Source organism: Halogeometricum borinquense DSM 11551, assembly GCF_000172995.2.
GTDB classification, from domain to species: domain Archaea; phylum Halobacteriota; class Halobacteria; order Halobacteriales; family Haloferacaceae; genus Halogeometricum; species Halogeometricum borinquense.
This window is the reverse complement of record NC_014729.1, coordinates 161,729-187,188: the sequence shown is the minus strand read 5'-3', so window position 1 is coordinate 187,188 and position 25,460 is coordinate 161,729. Positions and strand designations below refer to the sequence as shown.

The window sequence follows — 25,460 nt, the reverse complement described above, 5'->3', positions numbered from 1 at the left end:
GATGGCACCGTCTCTCCAGCGTCGCGCTCACGACGCACTGATGCAATTTCCGGCACTCTTGGCGCGACTCGGCCTTGTAGATCGGGAGAAGGGGTCACGCGCGTTCGACCTCGCTGTTCCGGTTATGGTCACGGGCGGGATGCGAACACTGCTTCGTATCGCGGACTTCCTGATGGTGAGTATCGCGCTCGGTAATGCGGCTGTTGCGGGTCTCGAACTCGGCTTTCAGTACTACTTCATTCCGTTCGGACTTGCCCTCGCGTTGACCAGCGGGACGATCAGTGTCGTCTCGCGGTTCGTCGGCGCGAACGACTACGACGCCGCTGATTTCGCGGTGAAACAGTCTCTGTGGCTCGCATTGCTCATCTCAGTCCCTATCTCTATCGCTGGGTGGATGTACGCGAGACCGCTCATCGCTCTCTTGACGAACGACTTACAGACGATCAAACTCGGGAGCGCGTACCTCCGAATCGTCATGCTCTCGGTGGCGTTCCGCTTTTGGAGTATGATTGCCGCGCGCGCACTCGCTGGCGTCGGAGATACCCGGACACCGATGTACGTCCGTCTGCTCACCCTGCCGACGAACATCATCCTCAACGCCGTCCTCATCTTTGGTCTGTTCGGCGCGCCAGCACTCGGCGTCGAGGGTGCGGCGTGGGGCACTGTCGCCGCCAACACGCTCGCAGCGGTCATCTTCTTCGTCCTGCTCGCCTCTGGCCGGTGGGACGTGCGCCTCCGCTTCGGGGGCAAGCAGTGGGATTGGGATGTGGTCTCCGAAATCGTCCGTGTTGGCCTTCCATTAGCTGGAACTCGACTCTCCAGAACGTTCGGCCGCTTCCCGTTTTTGTTCGTCCTTGGCCTCCTCGGAACCAACGTCGTGGCCGCCTACGCTATCGGTCGGCGCGTGATGCTCCTCGCTCTCATGCCCGCGTGGGGCTATTCGACGGCCGCCTCGACACTCGTCGGGCAAGCAATCGGCGGCGGCGACGACGGCGAGGCAACCGAATACGGCTGGCAGACGCTCCGTATCGCACTTGTGACGCAACTGCTCATCGCGGCGGCCATCTTCGTCGCCGCCACGCCAATCGCGCAGGTGTTTGGCGCGAGCGATATCCCGCTGACGGCACGGTTCATTCGTGTGTTTGGTCTCGGGGTGGCTGGATTCAGTGTTTCGCGGACGATGCGCGGCGCACTCCGCGGCGCAGGCGATACCCGGTGGCCGCTCTACGGCGGCCTCGTCGGGACGTACCTTGTCCGCCTTCCCATCGCGTTTCTCGCCCCCGGTGCTGGATTCACCATCGCAGTCCTCGGCATCACCATCTCCCCCGGCCTCGACTGGGGGTTGTGGGCCGTCTACGCGGCTATCCTCGCAGATATGTACGTGCGGGGTGTCATCAACGTCGCGCGGTACTACAGCGGCAAGTGGATTCACGTCGCCCACGAGTCGAACGTCGGGTCTGCGGCTGACTGAGCCGGGTTTTCCCTCCCCGAATCACTCGAACCCCTCTGTTTCCACTCGAACTGAGGAGGGGATACGAAAACGAGTAATTTTCTCCGAATTCGACCGACGCACGAGGCGACTGTAACCGATATTGAAGCCTTTAAGCGCCAGCACTCACTGCGTGTCACTATGAGCCAAGCGACGAAAATCGTCATCGGAACCGTCGGTGTCGCCGCGTTTCTTGCCATCGCACTTCTCGCCGTCCTCGCGTTCGGATAACTCCAACCTGTGCGGACGGTGCGAACTGCGCGAAGGGTGCGGAGTCGCGGAGAGGTGGCTGTCGGCCGAGCACCTGAGGACCACCCCGCGATACCGAACACACTGCTGAAGGCGCCGCGGTTCGAACCGGGACTATGTTCGAATCTCGTGACCTCGCAGACGACGTCGCCGCCGTCCGCGATGAACACGCGCCGGATTCGCTCGTCCTCTCTGCGGCGGCGGACTTCGAGACGATTCCGCCCGCCGCGGCCGAGGATTTAGGACTCCTCGTCGATTCGCTCGATCCGGCGACGTATCCGTCCGAGTGGCTGCCCGAAGACGCGCCCGCACTCCTCACCCGCTACGCCGGGAGTGACTTCACTATCGGCATGCCCGGTGACGGGACGGTCGTCTGGACCCGCCAGACCGCCCCGCCGAGTGTCATCGCCAAAAAGCGCGCCGAGGGGACGCCGACGGACTTCCTGGATTTTCTGTTTGCCGAGGCCTTCGTCCAACTCGGGACTGACGCGCCTGAGCACTTCCTTCCTTTCTTCGGCGAGCAGTACCGCGAACTCGACGCTGCGGTACCTCTCTCACCGAACGAGGTCTACCAGATTGCGGCGGCGTTGTACGATGCGTGGGTTGGACTCCAGACGCGAGACGTGTTCGCCTCGTGGGAGGATCAACACCCGCGACTCTACGACGCGTGGTGGGACGCCGGACAGCGGTTAACCGGTCGGCTTGACACCCTCCCGCGCGCTGTTGCTCGCGGACAGACATCGTTCGCGGAGGCGACGGAGTACGCCTGTTCGGCCGTCAAACACGGACTCGACCTTCCCGCACCGTTCGTCGCCCTCGACACCGAGGCGTATCTCGAATACGGATCGAGTTACGGCGTTCGCTGGGCGCGGAAGACGTTCGAGCAACTCGAAGACGACTCTTCGGAGCGCACCGACGCAGTCGAAGACGAGGGGTGAATCGGTCGCGTTCTGCTCTGTGACGCCGCCCTCTCAGCACTCGCTGACGCTGCTCTCTCAGCACTCGCTGATGCTGCTCTCAGAACTGACCGGCGTTGTCCGCTCAGAACTCGCTTGAGACGTTGCCGCCAACATCGAGTTCGACGACGCCCTCGAACAACTCGCGGAAGCGTTCGAGCGTCGGTTCCTCGTGAACTTCGTTCGAGAGGTGGAACAGGCCGACGGCGTCGTGTTCGTCCAATAGGTCGAGGAGTCGCTTCGTCGCCTCGTATGCGCGATCTACGTCGGCGTAGTAGGCCAATTCAGTCACTGAATCGACACTAACGCGGAGTTTGCCGTCGTGCGATTCGAGAAAGTTCCGAACCTGTTCGACGATACCGTCTAAGTCGTCTGGCGCAGAGACGTAGTGGACGTGGTTGGACCCTCGACGTGAGTACCCTCGGTCAACTGAGAGGGTGTCGAGAATCACCGCGCGGGACTCGTCTACGTCGTAGTGTTCGAGTTTTTGCTCTACCTCGCGGGCCGTCGTTCGGGTGGAGACGACGAGGAAGTGGTCGGTGTCTGTCTTCAGAAAATCCGTATCGATGCGGTCCGTCTCGCCGATACTCGGATGCAGGAGGAGGATACCTGTTCCGCCGGGAATCGTGTCCGGCGTGTTCTCAATGGCGAGGGTGTAATCCATACCGAATGCTCCGACTGCGTAACCTTAAGACTGCGGGTGGGTCTCTATCGCATCCTGCGGTTTCTAGGCGGGAGGTGGTTCTGTGGTCGGGTCGTTTGCTTCGTGGCGACCGTCAGAACACGCTGTCGGCCGTCGCCGCACCGATGACACTGAACACGGCACCGATACTCGTCGCTTTCAACGTGACTTCTAACACGTCGAGTTGGAGGCTCAACCCGAAGACGGTGAACGCCCCATTCCCCGTCATATCCGACAGGAACGTTCCCGGCGCGTCGAACGCGAGGGCGAGAATGAGTACCGAGAGATAAGCGACGAGGATAAGCGAGACGAACCGAACTGGGACGCCGAGCAGGTCACGTTCGCGGTCGGGATCTCTGTCGTCTGCCTTGTAGAGCGCACCATACCCGACAGTGAGAACGATGACGACAGTGAAGACTCCCTGTACGGCAGACATGCTGGCCGCGAGACTCCATACCTCTTCGGTGACGACGAACGGTCCAGCGAGGAGGAAGCCCCCGACGATCTGTTGGGCCGTATCCGAGAGCGCGAATCGGCGACGTACTCCGACCATACCCCGTTTGTGAGACGGCTTTGTATAAAGCGTCCGGCGGAGACGACGCACCCGAAACCCGTCACGTTTAGTCGCTCGCCATCGACACGCTGGACATGAGCGTCAGAGACGAATTCGATGCGTGGGCGGCCGACGGCCGCGACAAGGGGATGGAAGACCGACACTGGCACACGGCAAAGCACGTCCTCGCACGGATGCCCGTCGAACCCGACGACGTGGTGTTGGACCTCGGATGCGGGAGCGGGTACGCGGGACGCGCCCTGCGCGAGACGAAAGAGGCAGGCCGCGTGTACGGCCTCGATGGGTCGCCGGAGATGGCACGAAACGCCCAGTCGTACACCGACGACGAGAAAATCGGATACCTCGTCGGTGACTTCGACGAACTCCCCTTCGCGGACGACAGCATCGACCACGTGTTCTCGATGGAGGCGTTCTACTACGCCGCCGACCCACATCACACGCTTTCGGAAGTCGCGCGCGTTCTCCGCCCCGGTGGGACGTTCTTCTGCGCGGTCAACTACTACGAGGAGAACGTCCATTCGCACGAGTGGCAGGAGAACATCTCCGTAGAGATGACGCGATGGACCGGCGAGGAGTACCGTGAGGCGTTCCGCGAGGCCGGTCTCTTCGTGGCCGAACAGGACAACATCCCGGACAGAGAGACGGAAATCCCCGACGAAGACGAGTTCCCGACCGACAACTGGGAGACCCGCGAGGCGATGGTCGAACGCTACCGCACGTTCGGGACGCTTCTCACCGTCGGCGTCTCGCACTGATCCGCTGATACCACTTTCTTCCCAGCTGCCTCCCTGTTTTCGACTAACCCCTCCGTTTCGGGTGGAGATTCGTTACCAAACACGTCGCTCGACCGGTGGCGGGTCTGAACCAGTCGTAACCGATAGCGTGTTAGAATCCGCCGCGACCGCCGGTTCGTCCGCCGAAGCGCTCGATGACGACAAAACTGAGGCTCGTCACGAGCAGGAGTACGCACCCCATCGCCGTCGCGGGGCCGAGTCGTCGCCCGAGATAGCGCTGGACGGCGACGGGCATCGTGTAACTGGCTGATCCTTCCGCGAGGATGACCGTCGAGTCGAACTCGCCGATACTGATTGCGAACGCGAACGCCGCGCCCGCGACGACACCAGCGGCGACAAGCGGCAACTCGATATCGAGGAGGGCGCGAACGCGACTCGCGCCCAGCGTCCGCGCGGATTCCACGAGTTGTGGGTCCAATCCACCGAGGAGTGGTGCAACATTCCGCGTGACGAATGGGTACGCGCCGACGGCGTGTGCGGCGACGATGGCCAACGCGCCCGTCACCTGCACGCGCGTACCGAATACCTCGACACCGAAGACGAGACCGCGGAGGAGTCCGAGACCGACGACGATGCCTGAAACCGTCAGCGGTGCCATGGAGAGAGCGTCGATAATCTTCCGCCCGCGGAAGTCGCGCGTCGTCAATACGCTCATTACGACGCCCATCGGGAGAGCGAGCGCGAGCGTTCCGAGTCCGAAGACGAGCGAGTTCCGAATCGCCGTCAGTGGAAGGACTTGATAGGTGGCACCTGTCTGCTGTCGTTCGATGAGAAACCGGTAGTGGTCCAGCGTGAACCCACCTTCCGGACCGGTGACGCTGGCGAGGAGCATCGATGCGATGGGTGCAACGAATACGATCAGCGTGACGATGCCATAGATGACGAGAGCGAGCGTGGTAGCGAGTTCGCTCACGGAGAGTGACGACGGCAATATGGACCGACGGCGTTGCGGACGCGCGCCACGGCCGCTCGACTCTCGACTCGCCTCGTATCGGAGGTATGCGTACGTGAGTCCCAGCGAGAGAACCGTTTCCACCACTGCCAGCGACGCCGCCTCCGCGAAGTCGAGGTTCTGCACACCCGAGTAGATGAGTACCTCCACGGTAGCGAGTTGGGTCCCGCCGAGAGCAAGGACGATAGGGAAGGAGGCAAAGGTGAAAATGAACGTCAACGTCGCGCCGACGGCGACTGCCGGGAGGAGTTGTGGGACGACAACGTCGAAGAAGGCGCGATATGGCGACGCGCCGAGTGTTCGAGCCGTCTCAACGGCGGAGGCGTCCACACTCTCCCACGCCGCCGTCGTCACGCGGGTGATGAGCGGTGCGTTGTAGAAGGCGTGTGCGACGAGTATCGCCGGAAGCGAGTACAGAAGCGTTACCTTGGGAAGACCGAGCGCCGTCAGCACGTCGTTGAGCGTCCCGTTCTGGCCGAACGTGGCGACGAAGCCGATGGCGACCATGATAGAGGGCATGACGAACGGGAGGATGGTGAGCGAGCGAAGCGTCTCACGGCCGGGGAACTCGAAACGCGACAGAACCCACGCACCAGGGAGACCGAGTGCGACAGACGCAACGGTGGAGAGTAGCGCCTGATACGCGGTAAAACGGAACCGTCCCTGGAAGAACGGTGATGTCAGAACGTCTACGAGAGGCGTGAGCGTCCACGCTTCGGAGACGTACACGGCATCGACGAACACCGTGGCGACGGGGTAATAAAAGAGAACAATCAGAATAGCCGCGGTCACGGCGGCGACGACACCCAACGCACGGCGTTCGGTCCATCGAGCGAGTGCCGTGACGTTCATCCGTGTATCAATTACTCGTGTCTGTTGTCTGTGTTTAGTTCGTTGTCTCTTGCGTTCAGTTCCCGATGAACTGCCGCTCCCACGCGTTGGTCCAGTCGCTCAGGTTGTCTCGGAGCGTGTCGTAGTTGAACGTGACCGCTTCGGGCGGTGCCTGCGCGTATTTGCCGAACGACTCGGGCAACTCTGCGGTCGTCGTCGCCGGGTACTGGACGTTACGAACGGCGATTTCCGCTTGAATCTCCGGCCGGAGCATGAAGTCCATGAACGTCCGCGCGAGTTCGGGTTGGTCGGTGCCTTCGAACAGCGCCATCCCTTCGGGGTTGGCGTAGCCCTGATCGTTCAGGAAGCGCAGTTGGTGTTTTGCGAGGTCTTCGCCGGATTCGTGAGCGTACACTTGGTCGGTGGAGTAGGAGACGACCATCGGAGCCTCGCCTTTCGAGTAGGCGTCGTAGGAGGTGCCCCAGTCTTTGAGGACGCGCACACCGTTCTCCTTTAGCTTCTGCCAGAAGTCGAGGTAGCTGTCCCGGCCTTTCGCCTTGATGCTGTGCAGGAGGAACGCTTTGCCCGTTGCACTGGAAACGGGGTTCTGAACGAGTAAGTCGTCCGCGTACTGCTCTTTGAGAAGCCCATCGAACGTCTCCGGAGCGGTGAACTCGCTGTCACCGAACAACTTGTTGAAGACGAGGCAGATGTAGCCCGTGTCGTACGGGACGGCACGACCATCCGGGTCGAATTCGAGGGACTCTTTCACGTCGCCGCGGTTCGAGAGGTCATCGACAGACGTGAACATGGGCGAATCGAGGTTTTCGTCGATGCGGATGAGCATGTTCACGTCGAGACCGACGTAGAGGTCTGCCGCAATATCGACGCCGCGGGATGCGCGTTCGATGTAGTGGTTCACTTCGTTGTCGGGTGTCTCGTAGCGAATCGTCGCGTCGAACTCCGACTCGAACGTCTCTTTCAGCCACGGTCCCGGACTCGTACTCGGTGCGTCAACGAACGAACTGTACGTCCCCACGACCAACTCCGGCGGTTCCTCCGCTGCCGTTCCGGTGGTCGTTCCCGTCGTCGTTTCCGTCGCGGTTTCAGTTTCCGTTGCGCCGCTGTCCGTCTCTGTTCCGTCACCGTTGCCGACACAGCCGGCGAGGGCCGCAACACCGCTTGCGCCTGCCGCCGTAAGGAAGCTCCGTCGTCTCATTACTGAGTAGTCCCACTTGGTCATACTTAACCTGCGTCATCCTCGATGCTCGTCTTTCCTGCGGGTGTCTTGCGGAGGAACGGTTTTGTTTCTCCACGCGCACCTCCATGCGTGACACTCGAACGTCGGTACGTCTTCGGCAGTCTGTTCGTTCTCGCGGGCGTCGCCGCCGCGTTCCTCCTCCGCTCTGTGCTCGGCACCGTCTTCTTCTCTGTCACCGTCGCGTACTTGCTCTGGCCTGTTCGACAAGCGGTAGTCCGCCGTGGTTGGTCACCTCGTGCTGCGAGTGGTCTCGCCACTGCGGGTGCGTTTCTTGCGGTACTCGCTGGGCTCACACCGCTCGCTATCGTTGTTTACCTCCGTTTCGACTCGTTGACGACGCTCGTCGGTCTCCTCCCGTCGAACCTCAGCTTCGAACTGTTCGGGATGACGTACGCTCTCACACTCGCGGAAGTGACCACGTTCACCGTGGCGTATCTCAGACAGCTGGCAACGGTTGTTGCGGCAGCGACACCCGTCCTCTTGGTGAAGGTGACGCTGTTCGTCTTTTTGGTCTATTCACTGCTCTACCACGGCGAGGACGCCCAGCAGGCAGCGCTCGCCGTTGTTCCGTCGTCGTACCAGTCGGCTGCGAGAGCATTGAACAGTCGCGCGCGAGACACACTGTTCGCTATCTACGTTCTACAGGCCGCGACAGCCGCTGGGACGTTCGTCCTCGCGGTGCCCGTCTTCTTTTTCCTCGGCTACGACGCTGTCGTGACACTCGCCACCGTCGCTGCCGTCCTTCAGTTTGTTCCGATTGTCGGTCCGACGCTCCTTCTTCTCGGATTGGCTGCGTACCAACTCGCGCTCGGACACACGGTTCAGGCGCTCCTCGTCGTCACCGTCGGCGGTGCCCTTGTCGCGTGGCTTCCGGACGTTCTCATTCGTCCGCCACTCGCCAAGCAAACGGCTGATATCCCCGGAAGCCTCTACTTCGTCGGCTTCTTCGGCGGGACGCTCACTCTCGGTGCTGTCGGCATCGTCGCCGGTCCACTCGTCGTCGGTCTGTTCGTGGAAGCCGCGTCGTTGCTCACGACAGAACTCCACGCTGTCCCGGTTGAAGACGACTAAGCGCGCTCACTCCGCCGTCTCGATGGGGCCGCCGCGTTCCTCCCACTCGGTGAGGCTTCCCTCGTAGAACGCGATGTTCTCGTAACCCAGCGACCGCAACACGACATAGGTATGGCTGATGCGTCGGGCGGTGTTGCAGTAGAGCACGACGCGTCGGTCGGGTGTGATTCCGACTTCATCGAGAATGGCTTCGAGTTCGTCGGCGGGTTTGAGCCCGCGGGTCTCGTCATCAACGAGTTCGCGCCAGTCGAGGTTGACCGCGCCGGGCAGATGGCCTTCTTCGAACTCCCACGCCTCGCGCGTATCCACGACGACGGCCGCTTCGTCGTCCAAACTGTCGAGTACAAACTCGTACTCCACCAACGGCGAGTGCTCGGGATCGCGTATTTCGTACGTCGTCTCTGTCGCGTCCGTCGCCGCACTCGTCGTCTCGCGGTCGCGGTTCCACGCGCTGTAGTCGCCATCTAGGAGGTGCAGACGCTCCGTCGGGTGGCCGTACAGTTCGGCAGTGACGAGAAAGCGCGCGGCGAAGACGCCGTGCGTGTCGTCGTAGGCGACGAGGTGGTCGTCCGGGCCGATGCCCGCCGCTGACAGCAACGACTCCCACACGTCCGCACCGGGGAGCATCCCTTCGTCTCCGTCTGCCGACCGGAACTCGTCGAACGGGATGTTGACCGCGCCGGGAACGTGACCGATGCCGTCGAACTCCCACGCGTCTCGCACATCCACGAGGCGAATCTCATCGCGTCGTGACTCGACCCAATCGGGCGACACGACGACGGTTTCGTACATACGACGACGTTACCGCTACGGTGTCTTCAACCCGGTTGATGGGGGAGTCGTTCGCCGCGCGTCAGAGAAAGGAGAACATGTTGCCGATATTCGTTTGACACTTTTTGTGTGTTCGCCTTTCGCAACCGCTCGCATGCCTTGTGTCCGAGTGCTACCCATCCCGAAAACGTGTCATGCTCGGTTGATGCGGCAACAATATCCTCCTGACGTGATGGTGGGCAGTACACGCCGTGGATGGGGGGATTAAGCCGGATGCGCTCATAGGGAGAAATGCAATGTCAACTGACGGTTACGCGAAGGACGTTCTCGTCTCGCCGGAGTGGGTGGAGGACCACCTCGACGAGTTCCAGTCCGACGACCCGGCGTATCGACTCGTGGAAGTAGACGTTGACACCGAGGCGTACGACGAGGGCCACGCCCCCGGCGCTATCGGGTTCAACTGGGAGACGCAACTGCAGGACCAGACGACCCGTGACATCCTCACGAAGGAGGAATTCGAGGACCTGCTCGGCAGTCACGGAATTAGCGAGGATTCCACCGTCGTCCTCTACGGCGACAACTCGAACTGGTTTGCGGCGTACACTTACTGGCAGTTCAAGTACTACGGCCACGACGACGTTCGCCTGCTGAACGGCGGCCGCGACTACTGGCTTGAGAACGACTTCCCGCTGTCCGAGGAAGCTCCCGACTTCGACGCCGTCGAATACAACGCAAAGGGGCCGTTCGAGTCCATCCGTGCGTACCGCGACGATGTTCAGCACGCCGTAGACGAAGGCCTTCCCCTCGTGGACGTTCGTTCGCCCGAGGAGTTCTCCGGCGAAATCCTCGCACCCCCGGGACTGCAGGAGACAGCCCAGCGCGGCGGTCACATCCCCGGCGCGGAGAACATCTCGTGGGCCGCGACGGTCAACGCCGACGGGACGTTCAAGTCCGCCGAGGAACTCGAAGAACTCTACGCCGACCAGGGTATCGACGGCAACGAAACCACCGTCGCCTACTGCCGGATCGGCGAACGCTCGTCCATCGCGTGGTTCGCGCTCCACGAACTGCTCGGCTACGACGAAGTCGTCAACTACGACGGCTCGTGGACCGAGTGGGGCAACCTCGTCGGCGCGCCCATCGAGAAGGGCAACTGAGACCGTACACAGGGCAATTAAACGCCCGCACACCCCGATCTGATTTTTATGCGATGCCGCTCCGAGTCGCTGTGCTTGCCGACTAGCCGACGATGACCGACGCGATAGCGGGCGTGAGGAACGCCTCGATGAACGCGGCGACGACGAACAGCGTAACCAGACCGAGAAGGACTCGGTAAGTCCGTCGAAGTGCCGCTGCGAGGCCGTCAGCATCGGTCTGTCCGCGGGCCGTGCGGTAGCCGACGCCCCCCAACCACAGACCGAGGCCGCCGCCGAGGACGAGCGCCGGAACCTCGATGATACCGTGCGGGGCGACCAACGCGGTGAACGCCGTCGGGTCGAACACGCCGCCGAGTGCGCCGATGAGAACACCGTTGAAGACTAAGTTTACCACCGATGGAACGCCGACGGCAACGCCGCTGTAGGCGGTATCGACCGCGACCAGCCAGTTGTTCACGGCGAGATTGACGAACGTCCCGACCGGCAGCGACCCGAACACGTTCGAGATCTCCCCTTGAACCGGGAGTGACGGACCGTACGGTGCGGTGGTCGCCCATCCGCCAACGATACCGGCACCGAAGATGACGGCCGAAGCGGCGTTCGCCAGCGGGTGATCGCGGACGAACGCGCCCAGTGCCCGCAGTCCGCCGCCGAACGCCTGCCAACCCCGATTACCCAGGGATGGCGTCTCGTGAGCAGATAAGTCGCGCTCGGCATATAACGCCGTCTTGAAGCCGTCGAGCACTGGTCGAAGCAAGACGAGTCCGACGAGTGCAGTCACACGCGGTGCCTCGCTGAACGACGCCGCTGTTAGCACCACTGTGCCAATAACTCCGACACCGAGGGCGACGGCGATGTAGCCGACGAACGCGCCGGGACGACGGAACGGAAATTTGACGCTCTGGCGGATCGCGCCGGCCGTTCCGACATCATCGACGACGATAGCCTGTTCGGTGAATGCGAACAGTGCGAGTACGATCAGTACCAACAGCAACGAGAACAGACCGCCGAGGACCATCCCCACGACTCCGACCGCGCCAGCGACGGCAATGAGTCCCAATCCGAGAATCCCGATAGGAACGGTAACGACAGCCAGCGCACCGAAAAGAAGGAATCGGACGCCGAGGAAGGATAGCCAGTTTTCCCGTGTGCCGACGATGGCGGCGCGAACGCCGTCTTCGTCGCGCAGTAGTCCGACAATCGCGTTCAGCACTGTGGCTCTTGCCAGCACTGAGGCGACGAACGCGAGGATGAGTGAGATGAGAACGCCGCCAAGAAGGAGTAATACAATCTCCGGCGAGATGAGGCTCTCCATCGCTTTGGTCACCTCCGGCGGGGGTGATTGGGAATCTATTGTGGAGAGATCAATATCCTTGAGCGTCGTGAGGAGATCCCCGAGACGGCCATCTATCGAGATGAGGGCGAGCGCGGCCAACCCGGCGAGCATAATCGGAATGCGGGCGATACCGAACAACCCCGTAGTGAGGAGGTAGACGGGAAGCACCGACGCGGAACGCTCTGAGAGCATTCGAACACCAGCGCGGAGGGCAGTTGAGATATTCACGGTCGCTTCGTCTCAGTGAATCATCATAGGATTACGGGTGTCGATGGCTACAAACGGGGACACGTCGTACCACGACTCATGAACGGAGACGACCTCGTAGACCGAATTCGTGACGACCACGAAACAGCCTTCTCTCGTCTCGGGTCCTCGAAGGCGCTGTACGCTCTCACCGGCGGGGAGATGGAGGCCGATGCGGTTCGAGCCGCCGCCGCGGACGACCAACACGCCGCCGCGGACGTGCTCGAAGACTGGGCGATGGTCGAACACGGCGACGCCGCGGTGCTTCTCGCGGACCTCGCAGACGAGATGCGCGACCACGCCGAGTCGGCCGAACCCGACGGGTACGACCGCGGCGACGACCCCGCGCTGTACGACCGTCTCGCATTCGAGGACGACACACCGGGCCGCATCGGTGGTCTCCTCGGTCGCTACCTTGTCGTATCCGAGTACGCCGGACAGATGGTCGGCTTCTTCGTCGGTGACGCCGACCCCACGACCGCCTCCGAATTCCGCACGCTTCGCTCCGCGATAGAAGACGAACGCGACCGGGTCGTCGAAACGCTGGCTGAAGTGTGCGAGAGCGACGATGATTGGGACGCCGCACACGAGGCCGCAGACGCCGTCGTCGAGGCGGCGTACGACGACTACGTCGAAACGCTCGAACGCATGGGCGTGAAGCCGAAGAACGTCTGCTAGACTCCTACCGTTCTTTTCGGGAGTCCTCGGCGACGAGGAAGCCGTTGCCTCGAATCCACGAACAAATCTTGACCAAAGAACGGCCGCGAGCGAGCGACTGCGAGCCTCGAGGTACACACCCCCACACCGCTTTTAGATGACTTTCACACAGTTTCTCCAGGTGGACAAGGCGAGTGCCTCGGGGCTTGACCCCGAGGTACTTCACACTGCACGCTCACTGCTCTGCATCGCTTCCGCTCTCACATCGCTCTCGCACCAGACAGAACCCGTTCGTTTCCGGTACACGCTGCACGCTTCTCTCCAATATCCTACGTCTGCACCCGCTTCTAGCCCGTGCAATCTCTGAGAATGGGTTTCAATCTCCACCCGAAACAAAGGGGTTAGTGAACCTGTCTCAAACGCCTTCGACGCCCTCGCGGTACTCCGACACTTTGTCGCGGGCGGACTCGACGCGTTCTTCGATGTCCTCGGAGGCTTGCTCTGCGATTTCCGAAAGGGCGTTCATATGTCGTGCCAACCGGCCGTGATCCGGCCCTCGGTCCGCCTCTGCGAGCGCTGCTAACGCGTCAGCTTGGTCGCTGATCCGTTCCCGTAGTTCGTCTTCTGCGGTGTCTGCGGCATCGCTCAGTTCCTCGCTCGCCGCACTGAGTAGTTCACGTGTCATGCTGTATCATATGGTTTCTCCGCGCAAAACACTTGCCACGGCGGCCGTCTTCGCGTCGAACTCGGACGCGCTTGATGCGGTGGAAAACCGGGTGACCGACCGTCTCAAGTACGTGTAACCCGAACCGAAGACCGATGAGTGACACGTCCGGTTCCGGCGGTGCCCTGACCCCGGACCACCCTGAGGTGGACCGCGATTTTCGCGTCGATGCGCCGTTCGACCCCGCCGGGGACCAACCCGAAGCCATCGAGCAGTTGGCCCGCGGGTTCGAGGCGGGAATGGAGAAACAGACGCTCCTCGGCGTCACCGGGTCGGGGAAGACGAATACTGTTGCGTGGACCGTCGAAGAGATTCAAAAACCGACGCTCGTCATCGCGCACAACAAAACGCTCGCCGCGCAGTTGTACGAGGAGTTCAAGAATCTCTTTCCCGACAACGCAGTAGAGTACTTCGTCTCCTACTACGACTACTACCAACCGGAGGCGTACATCGAACAGACGGACACCTACATCGACAAGGACATGTCCATCAACGAGGAGATCGACCGTCTGCGCCACTCGGCCACTCGGTCGCTCCTCACCCGTGATGATGTCATCGTCGTCGCCTCTGTTTCGGCTATCTACGGTCTCGGTGATCCCGCAAACTACACCGATATGTCGCTCCGTCTGGAGGTGGGCGACCGGATGGACCGCGACGACTTGCTTCGCCGCCTCGTCGATCTGAACTACGAGCGAAACGATGTGGACTTCCAACAGGGGACGTTTCGCGTCCGCGGCGACACCGTCGAGGTGTTTCCGATGTACGGCCGCTACGCCGTCCGCATCGAGTTCTGGGGCGACGAAATCGACCGGATGCAGAAACTCGACCCGCTCCAAGGAGCGGTCAAATCGACCGAACCTGCGGTTCTCATCCACCCGGCGGAGCACTACTCTATCCCGGAGGACCAACTCGAACAAGCGATATCCGAGATAGAGGAGTTGATGGAAGAGCGCGTCCGGTACTTCGAGCGGCAGGGTGACCTCGTCGCCGCCCAGCGAATCGAAGAACGGACCACGTTCGACATCGAGATGTTACAGGAGACGGGCTACTGTTCCGGTATCGAGAACTACTCCGTCCACATGTCGAACCGGGAGTCGGGCGACGCGCCGTACACGCTTCTCGATTACTTCCCCGACGACTTCCTGACGGTTATCGACGAGTCCCACCAGACGCTCCCACAGATTCGCGGGCAGTTCGCGGGCGACAAAGCGCGGAAAGATTCGCTCGTGGAAAACGGCTTCCGTCTTCCCACCGCGTACGACAACCGCCCGCTGACGTTCGAGGAGTTCGAGGAGAAGACCGACCAGACGCTGTACGTCTCCGCGACGCCCGGCGACTACGAACGCGAACACTCAGAGCAGATCGCCGAGCAGATTGTCCGTCCGACCCACCTCGTAGACCCGAAAGTCGAGTTGGCCGACGCCACAGGGCAGGTGGACGACCTGCTGGATCGGATCGACACCCGAATCGAACGCGACGAGCGGACGCTGGTGACGACGCTCACGAAGCGGATGGCCGAGGATCTGACCGAGTACCTCGAAGAAGCGGGGGTAGACGTGGCGTACATGCACGACGAGACCGATACGCTGGAGCGCCACGAACTCATCCGCGACCTCCGACTCGGACACATCGATGTCCTCGTCGGTATCAACCTCCTGCGTGAGGGCCTCGACATTCCTGAAGTCTCCTTGGTTGCCATCCTCGACGCCGACCAAGAGGGCTTCCTCCGCTCGACGACCACGCTGATCCAGACGATGGGTCGGGCGGCCCGTAACGTCAACGGTGAGGTCATCCTCTACGCCGACGAGACGACCGACTCCATGGAGGCGGCTATCGAAGAGACTCAGCGCCGTCGCGCGATTCAGCAAGCGTTCAACGAAGAACACGGCTACGAACCGACAACCATCGACAAAGCCGTTGGCGAGACGAATCTCCCCGGAAGCGAGACGAGTGCAACTCGGTCGGCATCCGAGCAACCGACCGACGAAGACGACGCGCGCGAACAGATCGAATACCTCGAAGACCGCATGCAGGAGGCCGCAGACAACTTAGAGTTCGAACTCGCCGCAGACATCCGCGACCGCATCCGCGACCTGCGGAGAGAGTTCGACCTGTTTGACGAGGAGGAGGGCGTCGAACCCGAGGCGGACCCACTAGACGACGGTGTCCCCACGGACGACGATGGCCTCGCACCGCCGGACGATTTCTGAGACCGACTTCGACGTTGGTAGGGTTCTCGAACGCGAAATCGTCCGTCTAGCGGTCAATAAACAGCTCTCGCTCCTCGCTTGGTACTGAGTCACGAATACTGTCTGTAACCTCAAGACTTTTTACTGGTTCGTCGTTATGGCCGCGTCACGATGGTTTGCCATTCGACGAACCATAGCGTCGAACTCGACCGTCACGTCCCACTTCCGACGGGGGGTATATCCTGAATGCCTGTTCGCACCGATGCCGTACCGAACAGCCCCGATGCACTCGTTCTCTCACCCCGGCCACGAACCGACGTGAGCGGTCTGGACAACTAATACAGTACAATGAATATTGACTCCTACAGTCGGCTACAGAAGTCGTTCTTGAGACATCAACACCTGTTCGTCCTCATCGCTCCCGTCGTGTTCGTTACGGCCGTCCTCTTGTGGGCCCCGACGGACGGCGCGGGCGGTTTGGACCACTGGCTCGAATACTGGTGGTTGTTCCCGGTGTTCCTCACCGGAGCAACCATCGTGAACACGGTCGGTATCAGCGGTTCGGCGCTGTTCGTGCCGTTCCTTATCTTCATCTTCCCGCAGTTTGCCCAACCGCTCTCACCCACGACCATCGTCAAGGTTGGTCTCATCAGTGAGGCGTTCGGCCTGTCGAGTTCGGCGGTTGCGTTCGTCCAGTACGGTCTCGTAGACCGCCGACTGGCACTGACGCTCGTCGGCGGGTCGGTTCCGTTCGTCATCGCGGGCGCACTGCTGTCATTCATCATTCCCGAGATGGTGTTCCACTCGCTCCTCGGTCTCGCGCTGTTGGCGTCGGCGTACCTGCTGTTCCGCGCCGACCTTGGACACGAGGGTGCGGGCAGTAGCGACGACTCCGAGGCGGTTGCAGACGGTGGCTCTCTCAATACGGACCTGCCGAACGACGCGGGGAAACTCGGACCGGCAGGCGTCCGCACGGACGACAACGGCACCGTCACCCGGGTGGACCGTGAGGGCGACGACTACACCTACACGCGCGGCGGATACCTCCGCCGGTTCGGTAACTACAGCATCGGCGGCCTGTTCCAGGGTCTCGCTGGGTTCGGCGTCGGTGAACTGGGCATCATCTCGATGCTCGGGACGAACGTCCCCGTCCGCGTCGCTATCGGTACAAACCACATCGTCGTCGCACTCACTGCCGTCCTCGCCTCCCTCGTTCACGTCTTCGGTGGCGGGTTGGTCGGCGGTCACTCGCTGAGTCTGGCGACGACGCCGTGGAACATGGTCGTCTTCACCGTCCCGGCGACGGTTATCGGCGGCCAGATTGCCCCCTATGTGTCGAACGCGCTGGAGACGGACACTATCAAGAACTTCGTCGGTGTTCTGTTCACCGTCATTTCCGTCGCGCTGTTCCTCATGGCTGCGGGCATCGCCTAATCGACACTCGATCACATACGACCCGGTAGCGTCCGGGTCCCGATTCGATTTTTGCCCGTCGTATGGTCGTCACCGTTAGGTTCCCGAATACGGCACCCGTTAGTGCGTTCCCGGATACGGCACCCGTTAGTGCGTTCCCGGATACGGCACCCGTCAGTTGCGCTACTTGACACTATACGCCTTCGCTCGTCTACTTCGGACTTGTTCGACGCTCGTAGAATTTGTCCCGTCCGCCGAGGCTCCGGCGGCCTCGCCGTCGGTTACGTATCCGACTCGGTCAGTCAGCCGTCCGTTTCGTCGCCGTTGAATCCATGTACCTCGCTGTAACGGTCCCGATTCGCATCTCGACGTAACGGTCGGGCCACGTCCGAAGGTGGCGTTTCAACCGAGCGATAACTCCCGTTTCGGCCGTCGTTGGTCGCGGAACCGACGCTCCCTGCGGCCCGGTCGAACCGCGTTCGTGGCTCATATGATAAATATGTGCATGATTGTTCATAAACGTTGTGCGACGAAGGCGGCGTTGTGTCTGATTCGGTGCGGTGTTTTAGTTTTCTTCTGTCTCTTCGAGACGTATTTCGGTGTTGTTGGTGTCGCCGTTCGTGAGTGATTCGACTCCCTCGGCGATGTCGTCTACGTCATCTAGTCCGAGGAGTTCGCGTGTCTCCATGTCGAAATCCTGACTCTCTAATCCCGGCGCTTCCTGTACGCTCGCGTCCGTGAGTCTGCGGCCGTACCGTCCGAGGAGACTGGTGAGTTCCTGCGGGAGGACGTACGTCGTGGAGGGCGACTCGCCGATGCGCTGCAGCGACTCCAGTCCTCTATCTACGATGGCGCGCTCGCCCATCGACTCGGCGGATTTGGCCCGAAGGACGGTCGAGATTGCGTCTCCCTGCGCTTCGAGGATCTGACTCTGCTTTTCACCCTGCGCGCGGATGATATTCGACTGCTTGTCTCCCTGTGCCCGTTCGACGGCAGAGCGTCGTTTCCCCTGCGCTTCCAGAATCATGGCGCGACGGTGGCGCTCCGCGGAGGACTGTTCTTCCATCGCGCTCTGCACGTCTGCCGACGGCTTCACCTCGCTCACTTCGACGGATTCGACTTCGACACCCCACTCGTCCGTCGGTTCGTTCAGTTCTCTGTGGATGCGGCGGTTTATCTCCTCGCGCCGCGACAGTGTCTCGTCCAGTTCCATATCGCCGATGACGGCCCGAAGCGACGTTTGCGAGAGGTATGATACCGCCGTCTTGTATTGGTCCACTTCGAGAAACGCCTTCTTGGCGTCCTTCACGCGCAGATAGACGACAGCGTCGGCGGTGACCGGCGAGTTATCTTCGGTGATCGCTTCCTGCGGCGGCACGTTCAGCGTCTGGGTACGCATGTCGAACGTGTACGTGCGCGCGACGAACGGCGGGATGATGTTTAATCCCGGTTCGAGGAGGCCGCGGTACTCTCCGAACACGGTCAACGCGCGCTTTTCGTAGGCGTTGACGATTTCGATGGCGCTGAGAACTGTCGCTACGAGAAGGATGAGGGCGAGAACGCTGATGAGGACGACAGGATCCAATCCGAATACCGCCAACACGGCGGCAAACCCGACGATCAGCCCGATTCCGGTCAGGAGCCAGTCCGGCGGTCCCTGAGCGGACATGCGGCCGAGTTGGCGGAAGAGGTTGGCCATACCCGTATTTTAGTCCCGACGACATTAAGCGTACGTCTCATTTTCACATGGAATTGTTCAGTACCCCGATTCAAGAAAAACACAAACACCTGGAATCATCTTTTAGCGATATTTGGCTGCGAATATCTGAGATGACCGGTAACCACGCCGATCCGTCGCCCATATTTGCACACCACGAAGCCGAGGAACGAATAATTATATAGGATGGCTATCAAGTTTGCAGTAAGAATGAGATTTCGGTCTGCGAACGAACGGACGACTCCGAGCAAAGAGTCCTCGTCCGTTCCGTCTATTCAAGAGCTGACGGGAGGCTCGAATCGAAATCAGAGTCGTGGTGGCGGTGGTTCGCTAACACCCCAAGAGTGTGAGTCTCGCTTCGGGGTAGAGATCTACATGGATGGGCTGGATACGAAGATTCAGCGACTGGCCAAGAAACACGGCGCAGATCAAGTTCGGCAGTGGGCCGACGAAGGCATGACCGTCGATACGATGGGCAAGCCACGCGACATGCGCGCGTTCCGCCAGCGTCAGAAAGAACGGCCCGCGGAAGTCCCAAAGGACATCGAACGCCGGAACGCTAAATCCGTCCAGCGCAGTCGCGGCGCGCATCACGAAGCAAGCAAGGCTGGTGACGCGAACGTGCCCGACTCAGTGCGAGACGTGATTTCCTCGCCCGGCCAGCAACTCGACACGAGCATCCAGCGCGCGATGGAAGATCGGATGGGCGACAATCTGGGCGATGTACGCGTCCACACGGGTCCATCGGCCGCGAAAGCTTGCGAGGATATCAACGCCCGCGCGTTTACCGTCGGCAATCACATCGCGTTCAACCACGGCGAGTACGATCCATCGAGTGCTGAAGGCCAGCATATTCTCGCCCACGAGTTAGCACACGTGCGCCAGCAAACGGGCGGCGCGGTGTCGATGCTTCCCCAAGAAGGCGAGTTAGAGATTGATCCTGACCCACGCTTGGAACGGGAAGCCGAAGAAACCGCCCAGCGCGTGATGCAAGGTGGGAAAATCGGCGTGCATCGCATGGAGCACTCAGACGTGCACGTTCAGCGGATGCCTGGCGCAGAAACCGTTCTTGGCGGTGCAACTGCATTGGTGGCCAGTCAGATGATGATTCCGAAGATGCTGGAGGAAGGCGAGCAGTTGCAGGAGATCCGGGAAAACTGGGATGATATTGACGGCCACGAAGTTGCCTATGAAGGGTTCAAAGCTCAAATGGCGGCTTACGCAAACATCATTCCGGGCGTCAAAGGCGTACGCGCCGCGAAAAACAACGCGCAACAGCAATTCAAAGAGAGCAACTTCCAAGACCGACTCGCCGAGGCCAACTTCCCGGACTCGTGGAAGGGCCAACTCGCTGAAATGGACCCACCAGAAACATGGCTCGACGAAGCCAGACGGGTTGCCCAAGAAGTGTCTGATGGGACTGGGTCGGGAGACCGGCCAGAGAGAGTCCCTTCTGCTGATGAGGTGAGCAAATGAGAGCAGTTCTTGGCGGGGAAGATGATGGTGGTGTCGGACTGAGAGTTATTGATAATAACGAAGTGAGTCATGGGATTTCTGTCAACTTCGATGGCGAAATCACCTACCACGAACAGGATGGCTACCCGGATGACCCGAGTGAGCGGACAAGAGCCGGAAACATCCACGTCAATCAGGCTCGCCGCTTTGCGAAGTACTGGGTGTACCGCAAGCGCGGATACGACACGATTCCCCCAACGGAGAACCCAGATCGGATCATAGCAGCCGCAATTGCTCTGACACCACTGGAACCCGAAACTGCGGAAACCCATTTAGGCGACTTTTATCAGCACTTCCAGAGTATCAATGGAACTGCTGACTCGCCGGTCGAAATGCCCGAGGGCGTTCCCGAACAGGGCGGTGGAACAGTCTATCAGAAAGACATCTACGTTGGCCTTGAAGACGAGACTCTGGGGACAATCGCGGCTGATCTCCTTGCGGATCCCAAACTGATGGAACTGGTCGGCAAGTCTGTCGGCGTTGGCGGAGAATCCCTGGTTGGAGCAGAGTACGTTCCGACCTTCAAAGAACTAATCGCAGAGGCATCCGACCGGGACTCTGATTCACTCCCAAGCCTCAGCGAGGGACTCCTACTGGAAGCTACTTCGGGTATTCATGTACACTGGGATGACCCGCCGGGCGAGTACCATACCCAATGGGGAGACCAACCTGACCTTGGTCGTGACCCGGCCGCCCGCATCGAAATCTTCCCCTTCGAGCCGGACTCGATTACCGAACTGCAGGCCCAAGTCGCCAGACATCTGCTGTGCCAGATTCGGGATTGCTACCTCACTATGGGAATCGCACCACCTGAGCAGTTCCGTATCCTCGGCCACGGTCGCCACGAAGCCACGGGGTTATACGCCAGCTACGACATCTACGATGAATACTTCGACCCCAACGCCGAGATTGACACGTGGTACGTAGAGAACACACCCGAAGGTGCCTACGAACACGAGCCCGCTAACAAAAACGTTCAAACCAAGGCCTGACCGGCCATGAAGTTATTCCGCAGTATTCGAGGGGTCCGCTAGCACGCAATGCAAGGCGGGAAAATCGGCGTGCATCGCATGGAGCACTCAGACGTGCACGTTCAGCGGATGCCCGCAGAAGCCGATGACGGAATGCTGTACGGAGCGGTCGAAGACCTCCAACAGCAAGTCAGCGAGCACGATGAGAGTATCGAGACCCACAAGACGAATATCAAGAACATCGAAGACCGCCAAGAGCAGATGATGGGAACGCTCTTGGAAGCCTCGCCGGGCGCACCCGAAGACTTCGATTGGCAAGGTGCCAGCATGAAGGGGGCGACCGGCGTAGGTGTCGGCCTCGGTATCGGTGCCATGACTGGGAGTCCAGAAGCGACTGGCGCAGCCGCGTTTATAGGGGGCGTTACCTCCATTGCCCAAACCGTTTCCAGAGAGTTTGTCGGGACAATGATGAATAATCGTCCCGGTGGCGAAGCCGACAAACTAGAGCAGATGTACTACGAAATGGCCGAGATGTATCAAGAGTTCATCGAGGCAAGGAACGATCATGGTGGTTCTGACCCGTATAGTGGAGGTGGTCAATGATGGAATCCACTATCGAAGGTGAAGACGAGAATTATGTTAAGGTGTATATTACAGATAACCTTGATTCAGAGCATGAATTGACTATTGACAAGAATTCAGGAGATATCCCGTACCACCAATGTGATGCGTACGCAGACGATGCCAATCGCCGTACCTCCGAGGAGAACGAATACAATAATCAAGCGCGACGCTACGCGAAGTATTACGTATTCGCCCAGCGGGGGTACGACACCGTCGAACATATAGAGAATCCGGCGTACGTGGATGCAGTGCGCCGGGCCATCGCGGACTTGTCACCGGCAGAATTCAAGCGGTACTTTGGAGCGCTCTACAGGCAACTCCGCAGCCACCACGACGACACCGAGCGACCTCGAGAACTCCCCTCAGGCGTCCGCAAACCGGATGCAGTCGTCTACGAACCAGAGATCTATCTCGGCTTAGAAGCCGTCGGTGAAGATGTCGCAGAGCGCGCCCAAGCACTGGCGACTGCCCACGGGTTCGATCTTGAGGAAAGTGCCGAAGTCCAGCCCGTTTCGGAACTCAGCGACGAGACGCTCAGCCGTTGGAAAGCCTTCGGAGACGATCTTGCAGCTATCGTCACTCGCGAGGACCTCACAACAAACCTGACGATTACTGGTGTTTCCGGACTCCACATCGGCTATCCGAATCGACTGGGTAAACACGAGGTCGATGAAGCCGACTCACCGTTCACTCACCAGGCTGATGCCCGTCTGTCACTGCTCCCGTACGCACCCGAATCGTTCGATGAATTCCCGGCATATCTCGATCACCACCTGCGCTGTCAGGTCCGAGACTGCTTCCTGAAGATGGGCGTCGTCCCGCCCGAGGAATTCCACGTCGTCGGCTTCGGGAAGTTCCGGGATTCCCGCCGTTACGACCACTTCGAGATGTATCCCGAAGTCCACAAACGCGACGGCAACCATACGCCACTGCTCGGATAGAACGCCGTCACGAGTATTCGACTGGATCCTATCTCTGCTGTTTCCGGTTCGGCGTATCTGAAGTGGCTCCCCGCAAGACACTTGCAGTTCGAGGATGACGTGGCTCCTATGTTCCCCGGAACGCGCGGCGGAATCGACGTGGAAGACCTTCTGAAACTGATCCTCGTCCTCGTCGTGATTTGGCTCGTCCTCAAAATCGTCGGCGATGTCGTCGGCTTCGTTACGCACCTTCTCGGTCCCCTCCAGCCACTTCTCGGTGTCGTGATTCTCGTCCTGATCGTTCTCTGGCTACTGGATCGAATCTGATCCCGTAGAATCCGACGACTTTTCACCCACGACACCGACGCTCGGACGTGTTCAGCCTCAACGTGCCTGTTCCCGGTCAGGTCGAACGCCTTGCGGGAGACCTCCATCCCGCGTTGACTCCGTTCGACGCCGTCCGCGACCGACACACGCTCGTCGTCAAGCGATTCGATACGAATCTCGATCCGGACGCTGATTCGCTCCCGCGACTCCGTGAACGACTCCGCGAGACGCTTCGCAGTGTCGCCCCGTTCGAGGCGCGAATCGACGGTATCGACTACTTCGAACGCCCCACACGCGGGGACGGACCGGTCGTCTATCTCCGCGTCGAGAGTTCCGGTCTCCACGAACTTCACCGCCGACTCTGCACGGAGTTCGGGACTGTCGAAGGAATGGAGGGTGACGAATATACGCCTCACGTGACGCTCGCTCGCGGGGGACGCATCGACGACGCGGCGGCACTCGCAGAACGGGAGATAGAAGCCGTTCGCTGGACCGTTGGGGAGGTTCGCGTGTGGGACTCGCGGTACCGCGAGGATGCCGCGCGCATTCCGCTTCGGTGAGCACTACTGTACCTGAAGTCCCCTATCGCGTCCGCAGCTCCCTATCGTGTCCGAATCCCCTACCGCGCCCGCAGTCGCATTCCCATCGGTTCTTCGGGATGCATCGTCAACGACCCGCGGAGGCTGAACGGTCGGTCGCGCACGTAATCCAGTTCGTACGCCTGCGCGACGGTGGCGAGGATGAGTTTCGCTTCCATCATCGAGAACTGCTTGCCGATGCAGTGACGCGGTCCACCGCCGAACGGGAAGTACGAAAAGCGCGGGCGCGACGCCCGCCGTTCGGGACGCCACCGGTCCGGGTCGAATTCGGTAGGCGCATCGTACCACCGCGGCGACCGGTGGACCACCCACTGCGGGAGCATGATAGCAGACCCCGATGGGATCCGATAGCCGCCGAGACGCACGTCCACCTGCGGTTCGCGGAAGATGACGTAGACGGGCGGATAGAGGCGCATCGCCTCCTGTAGCACCCGTTCGAGGTAGTCGAACTGCCGAACGTCGGCGACAGTTGGAGTCTCGCCGCCGCACACCTTGTCCACCTCCGCCTGCACTTTCGCCTCCGATTCGGGATGCTGTGAGAGCAGATAGAACGCGTACGTCAGCGTCAGTGCGGTGGTGTCATGGCCCGCCAACAGCATCGTCATCATTTCATCGCGTATCTGTTGGTCGGTCTGTTCACCGCGCTGTTTCGCCCGGAGGAGAACAGATAGGAGGTCCATCGGCGCGCCGTCTTCGCCTGCCACTGCGGCCGATGGGTCGTTTTCAGTCCCGAGTCGTTCGGCTACCACATCGTCGATGATTCCCTCCAGAATCGAGATGGACTGCTTGTACTCGCGGTTCTCCCGCGTGGGTGCCCAGTCAGGGATGAGAAACCGCAACGGGTCGGGTTCGAAACGCTTGCCGAGGGGTTCGAGATTCTCCTGTACTGTCCGGACGCGTTCGTCCGCAAGCGACGACCCGAACATGGCGTCCACGATTATTTTCACTGTGACGCGCGCCATCTCCAACTGTACGTCGCGCACCTCGCCGTCGTTCCACCCTTCGACCATGGCCGTCGCGTGATCGGTCATCGTCTCGCCCAGCGCTGCGATGCGCCGGGGGTCGAACGACGGTTGGGCGAGTTCGCGCTGTTTCCGCCACGTCTCGCCTTCGCTCAGCAGAAGTCCGTCACCCAGAAGCGTCCCGATGGCGTCGTCCTGAAAGTCGGGCTTGTGGAACTTCGCGTCTTCGGACACCAACACCCGTTCGATGTCGGCGGGGTTGGTGAGCATGTAAGTGTCGAGCGGGCCGAGACCGAAGTACACCACGTCGCCGTACGCTTCCGAAACCTGCCTCAGGAACGTGAACGGGTCCTTCGCGTACTCTCGGCTGTTTCCGAACAACGGCACGCCCTTCGGCCCCGGCGGTCGCGTACTCATCGCGTGGGGGTTAGCCTGGACGCGTATGAACGACTCGGATGTTCTAGTAGTTGACA

The 25,460-nt window shown here is 60.7% G+C and carries 25 protein-coding genes; 15 read left to right on the top strand and 10 right to left on the bottom strand.

The genetic code is table 11. The features are described from left to right. Position 1 precedes the first annotated feature (1 nt). From HBOR_RS00985 to HBOR_RS00980, 3 genes are all read left to right on the top strand, one after another. Entirely contained in the window at positions 2-1,471 is a 1,470-nt protein-coding gene (locus tag HBOR_RS00985) for an MATE family efflux transporter (protein ID WP_006055599.1), read from the top strand. 159 nt (positions 1,472-1,630) lie between these two features. Further along, positions 1,631-1,720: a hypothetical protein gene (locus HBOR_RS20545; RefSeq protein WP_006055598.1), complete on the top strand. Its 90-nt coding sequence runs from the start codon at positions 1,631-1,633 to the stop codon at positions 1,718-1,720. 134 nt (positions 1,721-1,854) lie between these two features. Beyond that, positions 1,855-2,676: a DUF7089 family protein gene (locus tag HBOR_RS00980; protein WP_006055597.1), complete on the top strand. Its 822-nt coding sequence runs from the start codon at positions 1,855-1,857 to the stop codon at positions 2,674-2,676. Positions 2,677-2,779: 103 nt separating this feature from the next. On the opposite strand, the gene HBOR_RS00975 is transcribed toward HBOR_RS00980, so the two are convergent. Both HBOR_RS00975 and HBOR_RS00970 read right to left on the bottom strand, forming a co-directional pair. Further along, a complete protein-coding gene (locus HBOR_RS00975; RefSeq protein ID WP_006055596.1) occupies positions 2,780-3,358 on the bottom strand; it encodes a DUF7090 family protein in 579 nt (192 codons plus the stop codon). A 112-nt stretch (positions 3,359-3,470) separates the two neighbouring features. After that, positions 3,471-3,929, bottom strand: coding sequence for a DUF2391 family protein (locus HBOR_RS00970; RefSeq protein WP_006055595.1), 459 nt, complete (start codon positions 3,927-3,929; stop codon positions 3,471-3,473). Between the two features lie 95 nt (positions 3,930-4,024). Here HBOR_RS00970 and HBOR_RS00965 point away from each other — a divergent pair, with 95 nt between their 5' ends. Beyond that, a complete protein-coding gene (locus HBOR_RS00965) occupies positions 4,025-4,705 on the top strand; it encodes a class I SAM-dependent methyltransferase (protein WP_006055594.1) in 681 nt (226 codons plus the stop codon). A 130-nt stretch (positions 4,706-4,835) separates the two neighbouring features. Here HBOR_RS00965 and HBOR_RS00960 read toward each other — a convergent pair whose 3' ends face one another. Continuing rightward, positions 4,836-6,548: an ABC transporter permease gene (locus tag HBOR_RS00960; protein WP_006055593.1), complete on the bottom strand. Its 1,713-nt coding sequence runs from the start codon at positions 6,546-6,548 to the stop codon at positions 4,836-4,838. A 55-nt stretch (positions 6,549-6,603) separates the two neighbouring features. Continuing rightward, positions 6,604-7,746, bottom strand: a complete 1,143-nt coding sequence (locus HBOR_RS00955; RefSeq protein ID WP_049890427.1) for a thiamine ABC transporter substrate-binding protein — start codon at positions 7,744-7,746, stop codon at positions 6,604-6,606. A gap of 111 nt (positions 7,747-7,857) precedes the next feature. On the opposite strand from HBOR_RS00955, the gene HBOR_RS00950 reads away from it, so the two are divergent. Next, on the top strand, positions 7,858-8,859 hold the full coding sequence (locus tag HBOR_RS00950; RefSeq protein WP_006055591.1) for an AI-2E family transporter: 1,002 nt from the start codon (positions 7,858-7,860) through the stop codon (positions 8,857-8,859). Between the two features lie 6 nt (positions 8,860-8,865). Here the strand turns inward: HBOR_RS00950 and HBOR_RS00945 are convergent, their stop codons facing one another. Further along, positions 8,866-9,651 (bottom strand): sulfurtransferase, encoded by a 786-nt coding sequence (locus HBOR_RS00945; protein WP_006055590.1) that lies wholly within the window; start codon positions 9,649-9,651, stop codon positions 8,866-8,868. A gap of 275 nt (positions 9,652-9,926) precedes the next feature. Between HBOR_RS00945 and HBOR_RS00940 the strand changes: the two genes are divergently transcribed. Continuing rightward, positions 9,927-10,787 carry a sulfurtransferase gene (locus tag HBOR_RS00940; protein ID WP_006055589.1) on the top strand — a complete coding sequence of 287 codons (861 nt, stop codon included), beginning with the start codon at positions 9,927-9,929 and terminating at the stop codon, positions 10,785-10,787. Positions 10,788-10,869: 82 nt separating this feature from the next. Here the strand turns inward: HBOR_RS00940 and HBOR_RS00935 are convergent, their stop codons facing one another. Beyond that, positions 10,870-12,351, bottom strand: coding sequence for a stage II sporulation protein M (locus HBOR_RS00935; RefSeq protein ID WP_241432371.1), 1,482 nt, complete (start codon positions 12,349-12,351; stop codon positions 10,870-10,872). Positions 12,352-12,429: 78 nt separating this feature from the next. On the opposite strand from HBOR_RS00935, the gene HBOR_RS00930 reads away from it, so the two are divergent. Next, positions 12,430-13,047, top strand: coding sequence for a hypothetical protein (locus HBOR_RS00930; RefSeq protein ID WP_006055587.1), 618 nt, complete (start codon positions 12,430-12,432; stop codon positions 13,045-13,047). 394 nt (positions 13,048-13,441) lie between these two features. On the opposite strand, the gene HBOR_RS00925 is transcribed toward HBOR_RS00930, so the two are convergent. After that, a complete protein-coding gene (locus HBOR_RS00925; protein ID WP_006055586.1) occupies positions 13,442-13,711 on the bottom strand; it encodes a DUF7553 family protein in 270 nt (89 codons plus the stop codon). Positions 13,712-13,845: 134 nt separating this feature from the next. On the opposite strand from HBOR_RS00925, the gene uvrB reads away from it, so the two are divergent. Both uvrB and HBOR_RS00915 read left to right on the top strand, forming a co-directional pair. Beyond that, complete coding sequence (uvrB, locus tag HBOR_RS00920; protein ID WP_006055585.1) at positions 13,846-15,960, top strand: excinuclease ABC subunit UvrB; 2,115 nt, start codon at positions 13,846-13,848, stop codon at positions 15,958-15,960. A 327-nt stretch (positions 15,961-16,287) separates the two neighbouring features. Then, positions 16,288-17,373 carry a sulfite exporter TauE/SafE family protein gene (locus HBOR_RS00915; protein WP_006055583.1) on the top strand — a complete coding sequence of 362 codons (1,086 nt, stop codon included), beginning with the start codon at positions 16,288-16,290 and terminating at the stop codon, positions 17,371-17,373. Positions 17,374-17,650: 277 nt separating this feature from the next. On the opposite strand, the gene HBOR_RS00910 is transcribed toward HBOR_RS00915, so the two are convergent. Both HBOR_RS00910 and HBOR_RS00905 read right to left on the bottom strand, forming a co-directional pair. Next, a complete protein-coding gene (locus HBOR_RS00910) occupies positions 17,651-17,842 on the bottom strand; it encodes a hypothetical protein (RefSeq protein ID WP_006055582.1) in 192 nt (63 codons plus the stop codon). A 75-nt stretch (positions 17,843-17,917) separates the two neighbouring features. Continuing rightward, positions 17,918-19,051 carry an SPFH domain-containing protein gene (locus HBOR_RS00905; RefSeq protein ID WP_006055581.1) on the bottom strand — a complete coding sequence of 378 codons (1,134 nt, stop codon included), beginning with the start codon at positions 19,049-19,051 and terminating at the stop codon, positions 17,918-17,920. A 393-nt stretch (positions 19,052-19,444) separates the two neighbouring features. Between HBOR_RS00905 and HBOR_RS20540 the strand changes: the two genes are divergently transcribed. From HBOR_RS20540 to HBOR_RS00875, 6 genes are all read left to right on the top strand, one after another. Beyond that, positions 19,445-20,545, top strand: a complete 1,101-nt coding sequence (locus HBOR_RS20540; protein WP_013440412.1) for an eCIS core domain-containing protein — start codon at positions 19,445-19,447, stop codon at positions 20,543-20,545. Next, entirely contained in the window at positions 20,542-21,576 is a 1,035-nt protein-coding gene (locus HBOR_RS00895) for a hypothetical protein (RefSeq protein ID WP_006055579.1), read from the top strand. The genes HBOR_RS20540 and HBOR_RS00895 overlap by 4 nt, the downstream gene beginning before the upstream one ends. Positions 21,577-21,654: 78 nt before the next feature. Beyond that, positions 21,655-22,158: a hypothetical protein gene (locus HBOR_RS00890; protein WP_241432370.1), complete on the top strand. Its 504-nt coding sequence runs from the start codon at positions 21,655-21,657 to the stop codon at positions 22,156-22,158. After that, on the top strand, positions 22,158-23,120 hold the full coding sequence (locus tag HBOR_RS00885) for a hypothetical protein (protein WP_013440411.1): 963 nt from the start codon (positions 22,158-22,160) through the stop codon (positions 23,118-23,120). Before HBOR_RS00890 ends, HBOR_RS00885 begins: the two co-directional genes overlap by 1 nt. Positions 23,121-23,228: 108 nt before the next feature. After that, entirely contained in the window at positions 23,229-23,426 is a 198-nt protein-coding gene (locus HBOR_RS00880; protein WP_006055577.1) for a DUF7554 family protein, read from the top strand. A 47-nt stretch (positions 23,427-23,473) separates the two neighbouring features. Next, positions 23,474-23,986 (top strand): 2'-5' RNA ligase family protein, encoded by a 513-nt coding sequence (locus tag HBOR_RS00875; protein ID WP_006055576.1) that lies wholly within the window; start codon positions 23,474-23,476, stop codon positions 23,984-23,986. Positions 23,987-24,045: 59 nt separating this feature from the next. Here the strand turns inward: HBOR_RS00875 and HBOR_RS00870 are convergent, their stop codons facing one another. Next, positions 24,046-25,404, bottom strand: coding sequence for a cytochrome P450 (locus tag HBOR_RS00870; protein ID WP_006055575.1), 1,359 nt, complete (start codon positions 25,402-25,404; stop codon positions 24,046-24,048). Between the last annotated feature and the right edge of the window lie 56 nt (positions 25,405-25,460).

Bases quoted from the DNA above. Each gene is read 5' to 3' on its own strand.
- HBOR_RS00945 (WP_006055590.1), bottom strand. From the start codon at position 9,651: ATGTACGAAACCGTCGTCGTGTCGCCCGATTGGGTCGAGTCACGACGC.
- HBOR_RS00955 (WP_049890427.1), bottom strand. From the start codon at position 7,746: ATGAGACGACGGAGCTTCCTTACGGCGGCAGGCGCAAGCGGTGTTGCG.
- HBOR_RS00965 (WP_006055594.1), top strand. From the start codon at position 4,025: ATGAGCGTCAGAGACGAATTCGATGCGTGGGCGGCCGACGGCCGCGAC.
- HBOR_RS20540 (WP_013440412.1), top strand. From the start codon at position 19,445: ATGGATGGGCTGGATACGAAGATTCAGCGACTGGCCAAGAAACACGGC.
- HBOR_RS00885 (WP_013440411.1), top strand. From the start codon at position 22,158: ATGGAATCCACTATCGAAGGTGAAGACGAGAATTATGTTAAGGTGTAT.
- HBOR_RS00970 (WP_006055595.1), bottom strand. From the start codon at position 3,929: ATGGTCGGAGTACGTCGCCGATTCGCGCTCTCGGATACGGCCCAACAG.
- HBOR_RS00940 (WP_006055589.1), top strand. From the start codon at position 9,927: ATGTCAACTGACGGTTACGCGAAGGACGTTCTCGTCTCGCCGGAGTGG.
- HBOR_RS20545 (WP_006055598.1), top strand. From the start codon at position 1,631: ATGAGCCAAGCGACGAAAATCGTCATCGGAACCGTCGGTGTCGCCGCG.
- uvrB (WP_006055585.1), top strand. From the start codon at position 13,846: ATGAGTGACACGTCCGGTTCCGGCGGTGCCCTGACCCCGGACCACCCT.
- HBOR_RS00910 (WP_006055582.1), bottom strand. From the start codon at position 17,842: ATGAGCCACGAACGCGGTTCGACCGGGCCGCAGGGAGCGTCGGTTCCG.
- HBOR_RS00930 (WP_006055587.1), top strand. From the start codon at position 12,430: ATGAACGGAGACGACCTCGTAGACCGAATTCGTGACGACCACGAAACA.
- HBOR_RS00925 (WP_006055586.1), bottom strand. From the start codon at position 13,711: ATGACACGTGAACTACTCAGTGCGGCGAGCGAGGAACTGAGCGATGCC.
- HBOR_RS00960 (WP_006055593.1), bottom strand. From the start codon at position 6,548: ATGAACGTCACGGCACTCGCTCGATGGACCGAACGCCGTGCGTTGGGT.
- HBOR_RS00980 (WP_006055597.1), top strand. From the start codon at position 1,855: ATGTTCGAATCTCGTGACCTCGCAGACGACGTCGCCGCCGTCCGCGAT.
- HBOR_RS00870 (WP_006055575.1), bottom strand. From the start codon at position 25,404: ATGAGTACGCGACCGCCGGGGCCGAAGGGCGTGCCGTTGTTCGGAAAC.
- HBOR_RS00890 (WP_241432370.1), top strand. From the start codon at position 21,655: ATGGAGCACTCAGACGTGCACGTTCAGCGGATGCCCGCAGAAGCCGAT.
- HBOR_RS00915 (WP_006055583.1), top strand. From the start codon at position 16,288: ATGAATATTGACTCCTACAGTCGGCTACAGAAGTCGTTCTTGAGACAT.
- HBOR_RS00880 (WP_006055577.1), top strand. From the start codon at position 23,229: ATGTTCCCCGGAACGCGCGGCGGAATCGACGTGGAAGACCTTCTGAAA.
- HBOR_RS00975 (WP_006055596.1), bottom strand. From the start codon at position 3,358: ATGGATTACACCCTCGCCATTGAGAACACGCCGGACACGATTCCCGGC.
- HBOR_RS00985 (WP_006055599.1), top strand. From the start codon at position 2: ATGGCACCGTCTCTCCAGCGTCGCGCTCACGACGCACTGATGCAATTT.
- HBOR_RS00895 (WP_006055579.1), top strand. From the start codon at position 20,542: ATGAGAGCAGTTCTTGGCGGGGAAGATGATGGTGGTGTCGGACTGAGA.
- HBOR_RS00905 (WP_006055581.1), bottom strand. From the start codon at position 19,051: ATGGCCAACCTCTTCCGCCAACTCGGCCGCATGTCCGCTCAGGGACCG.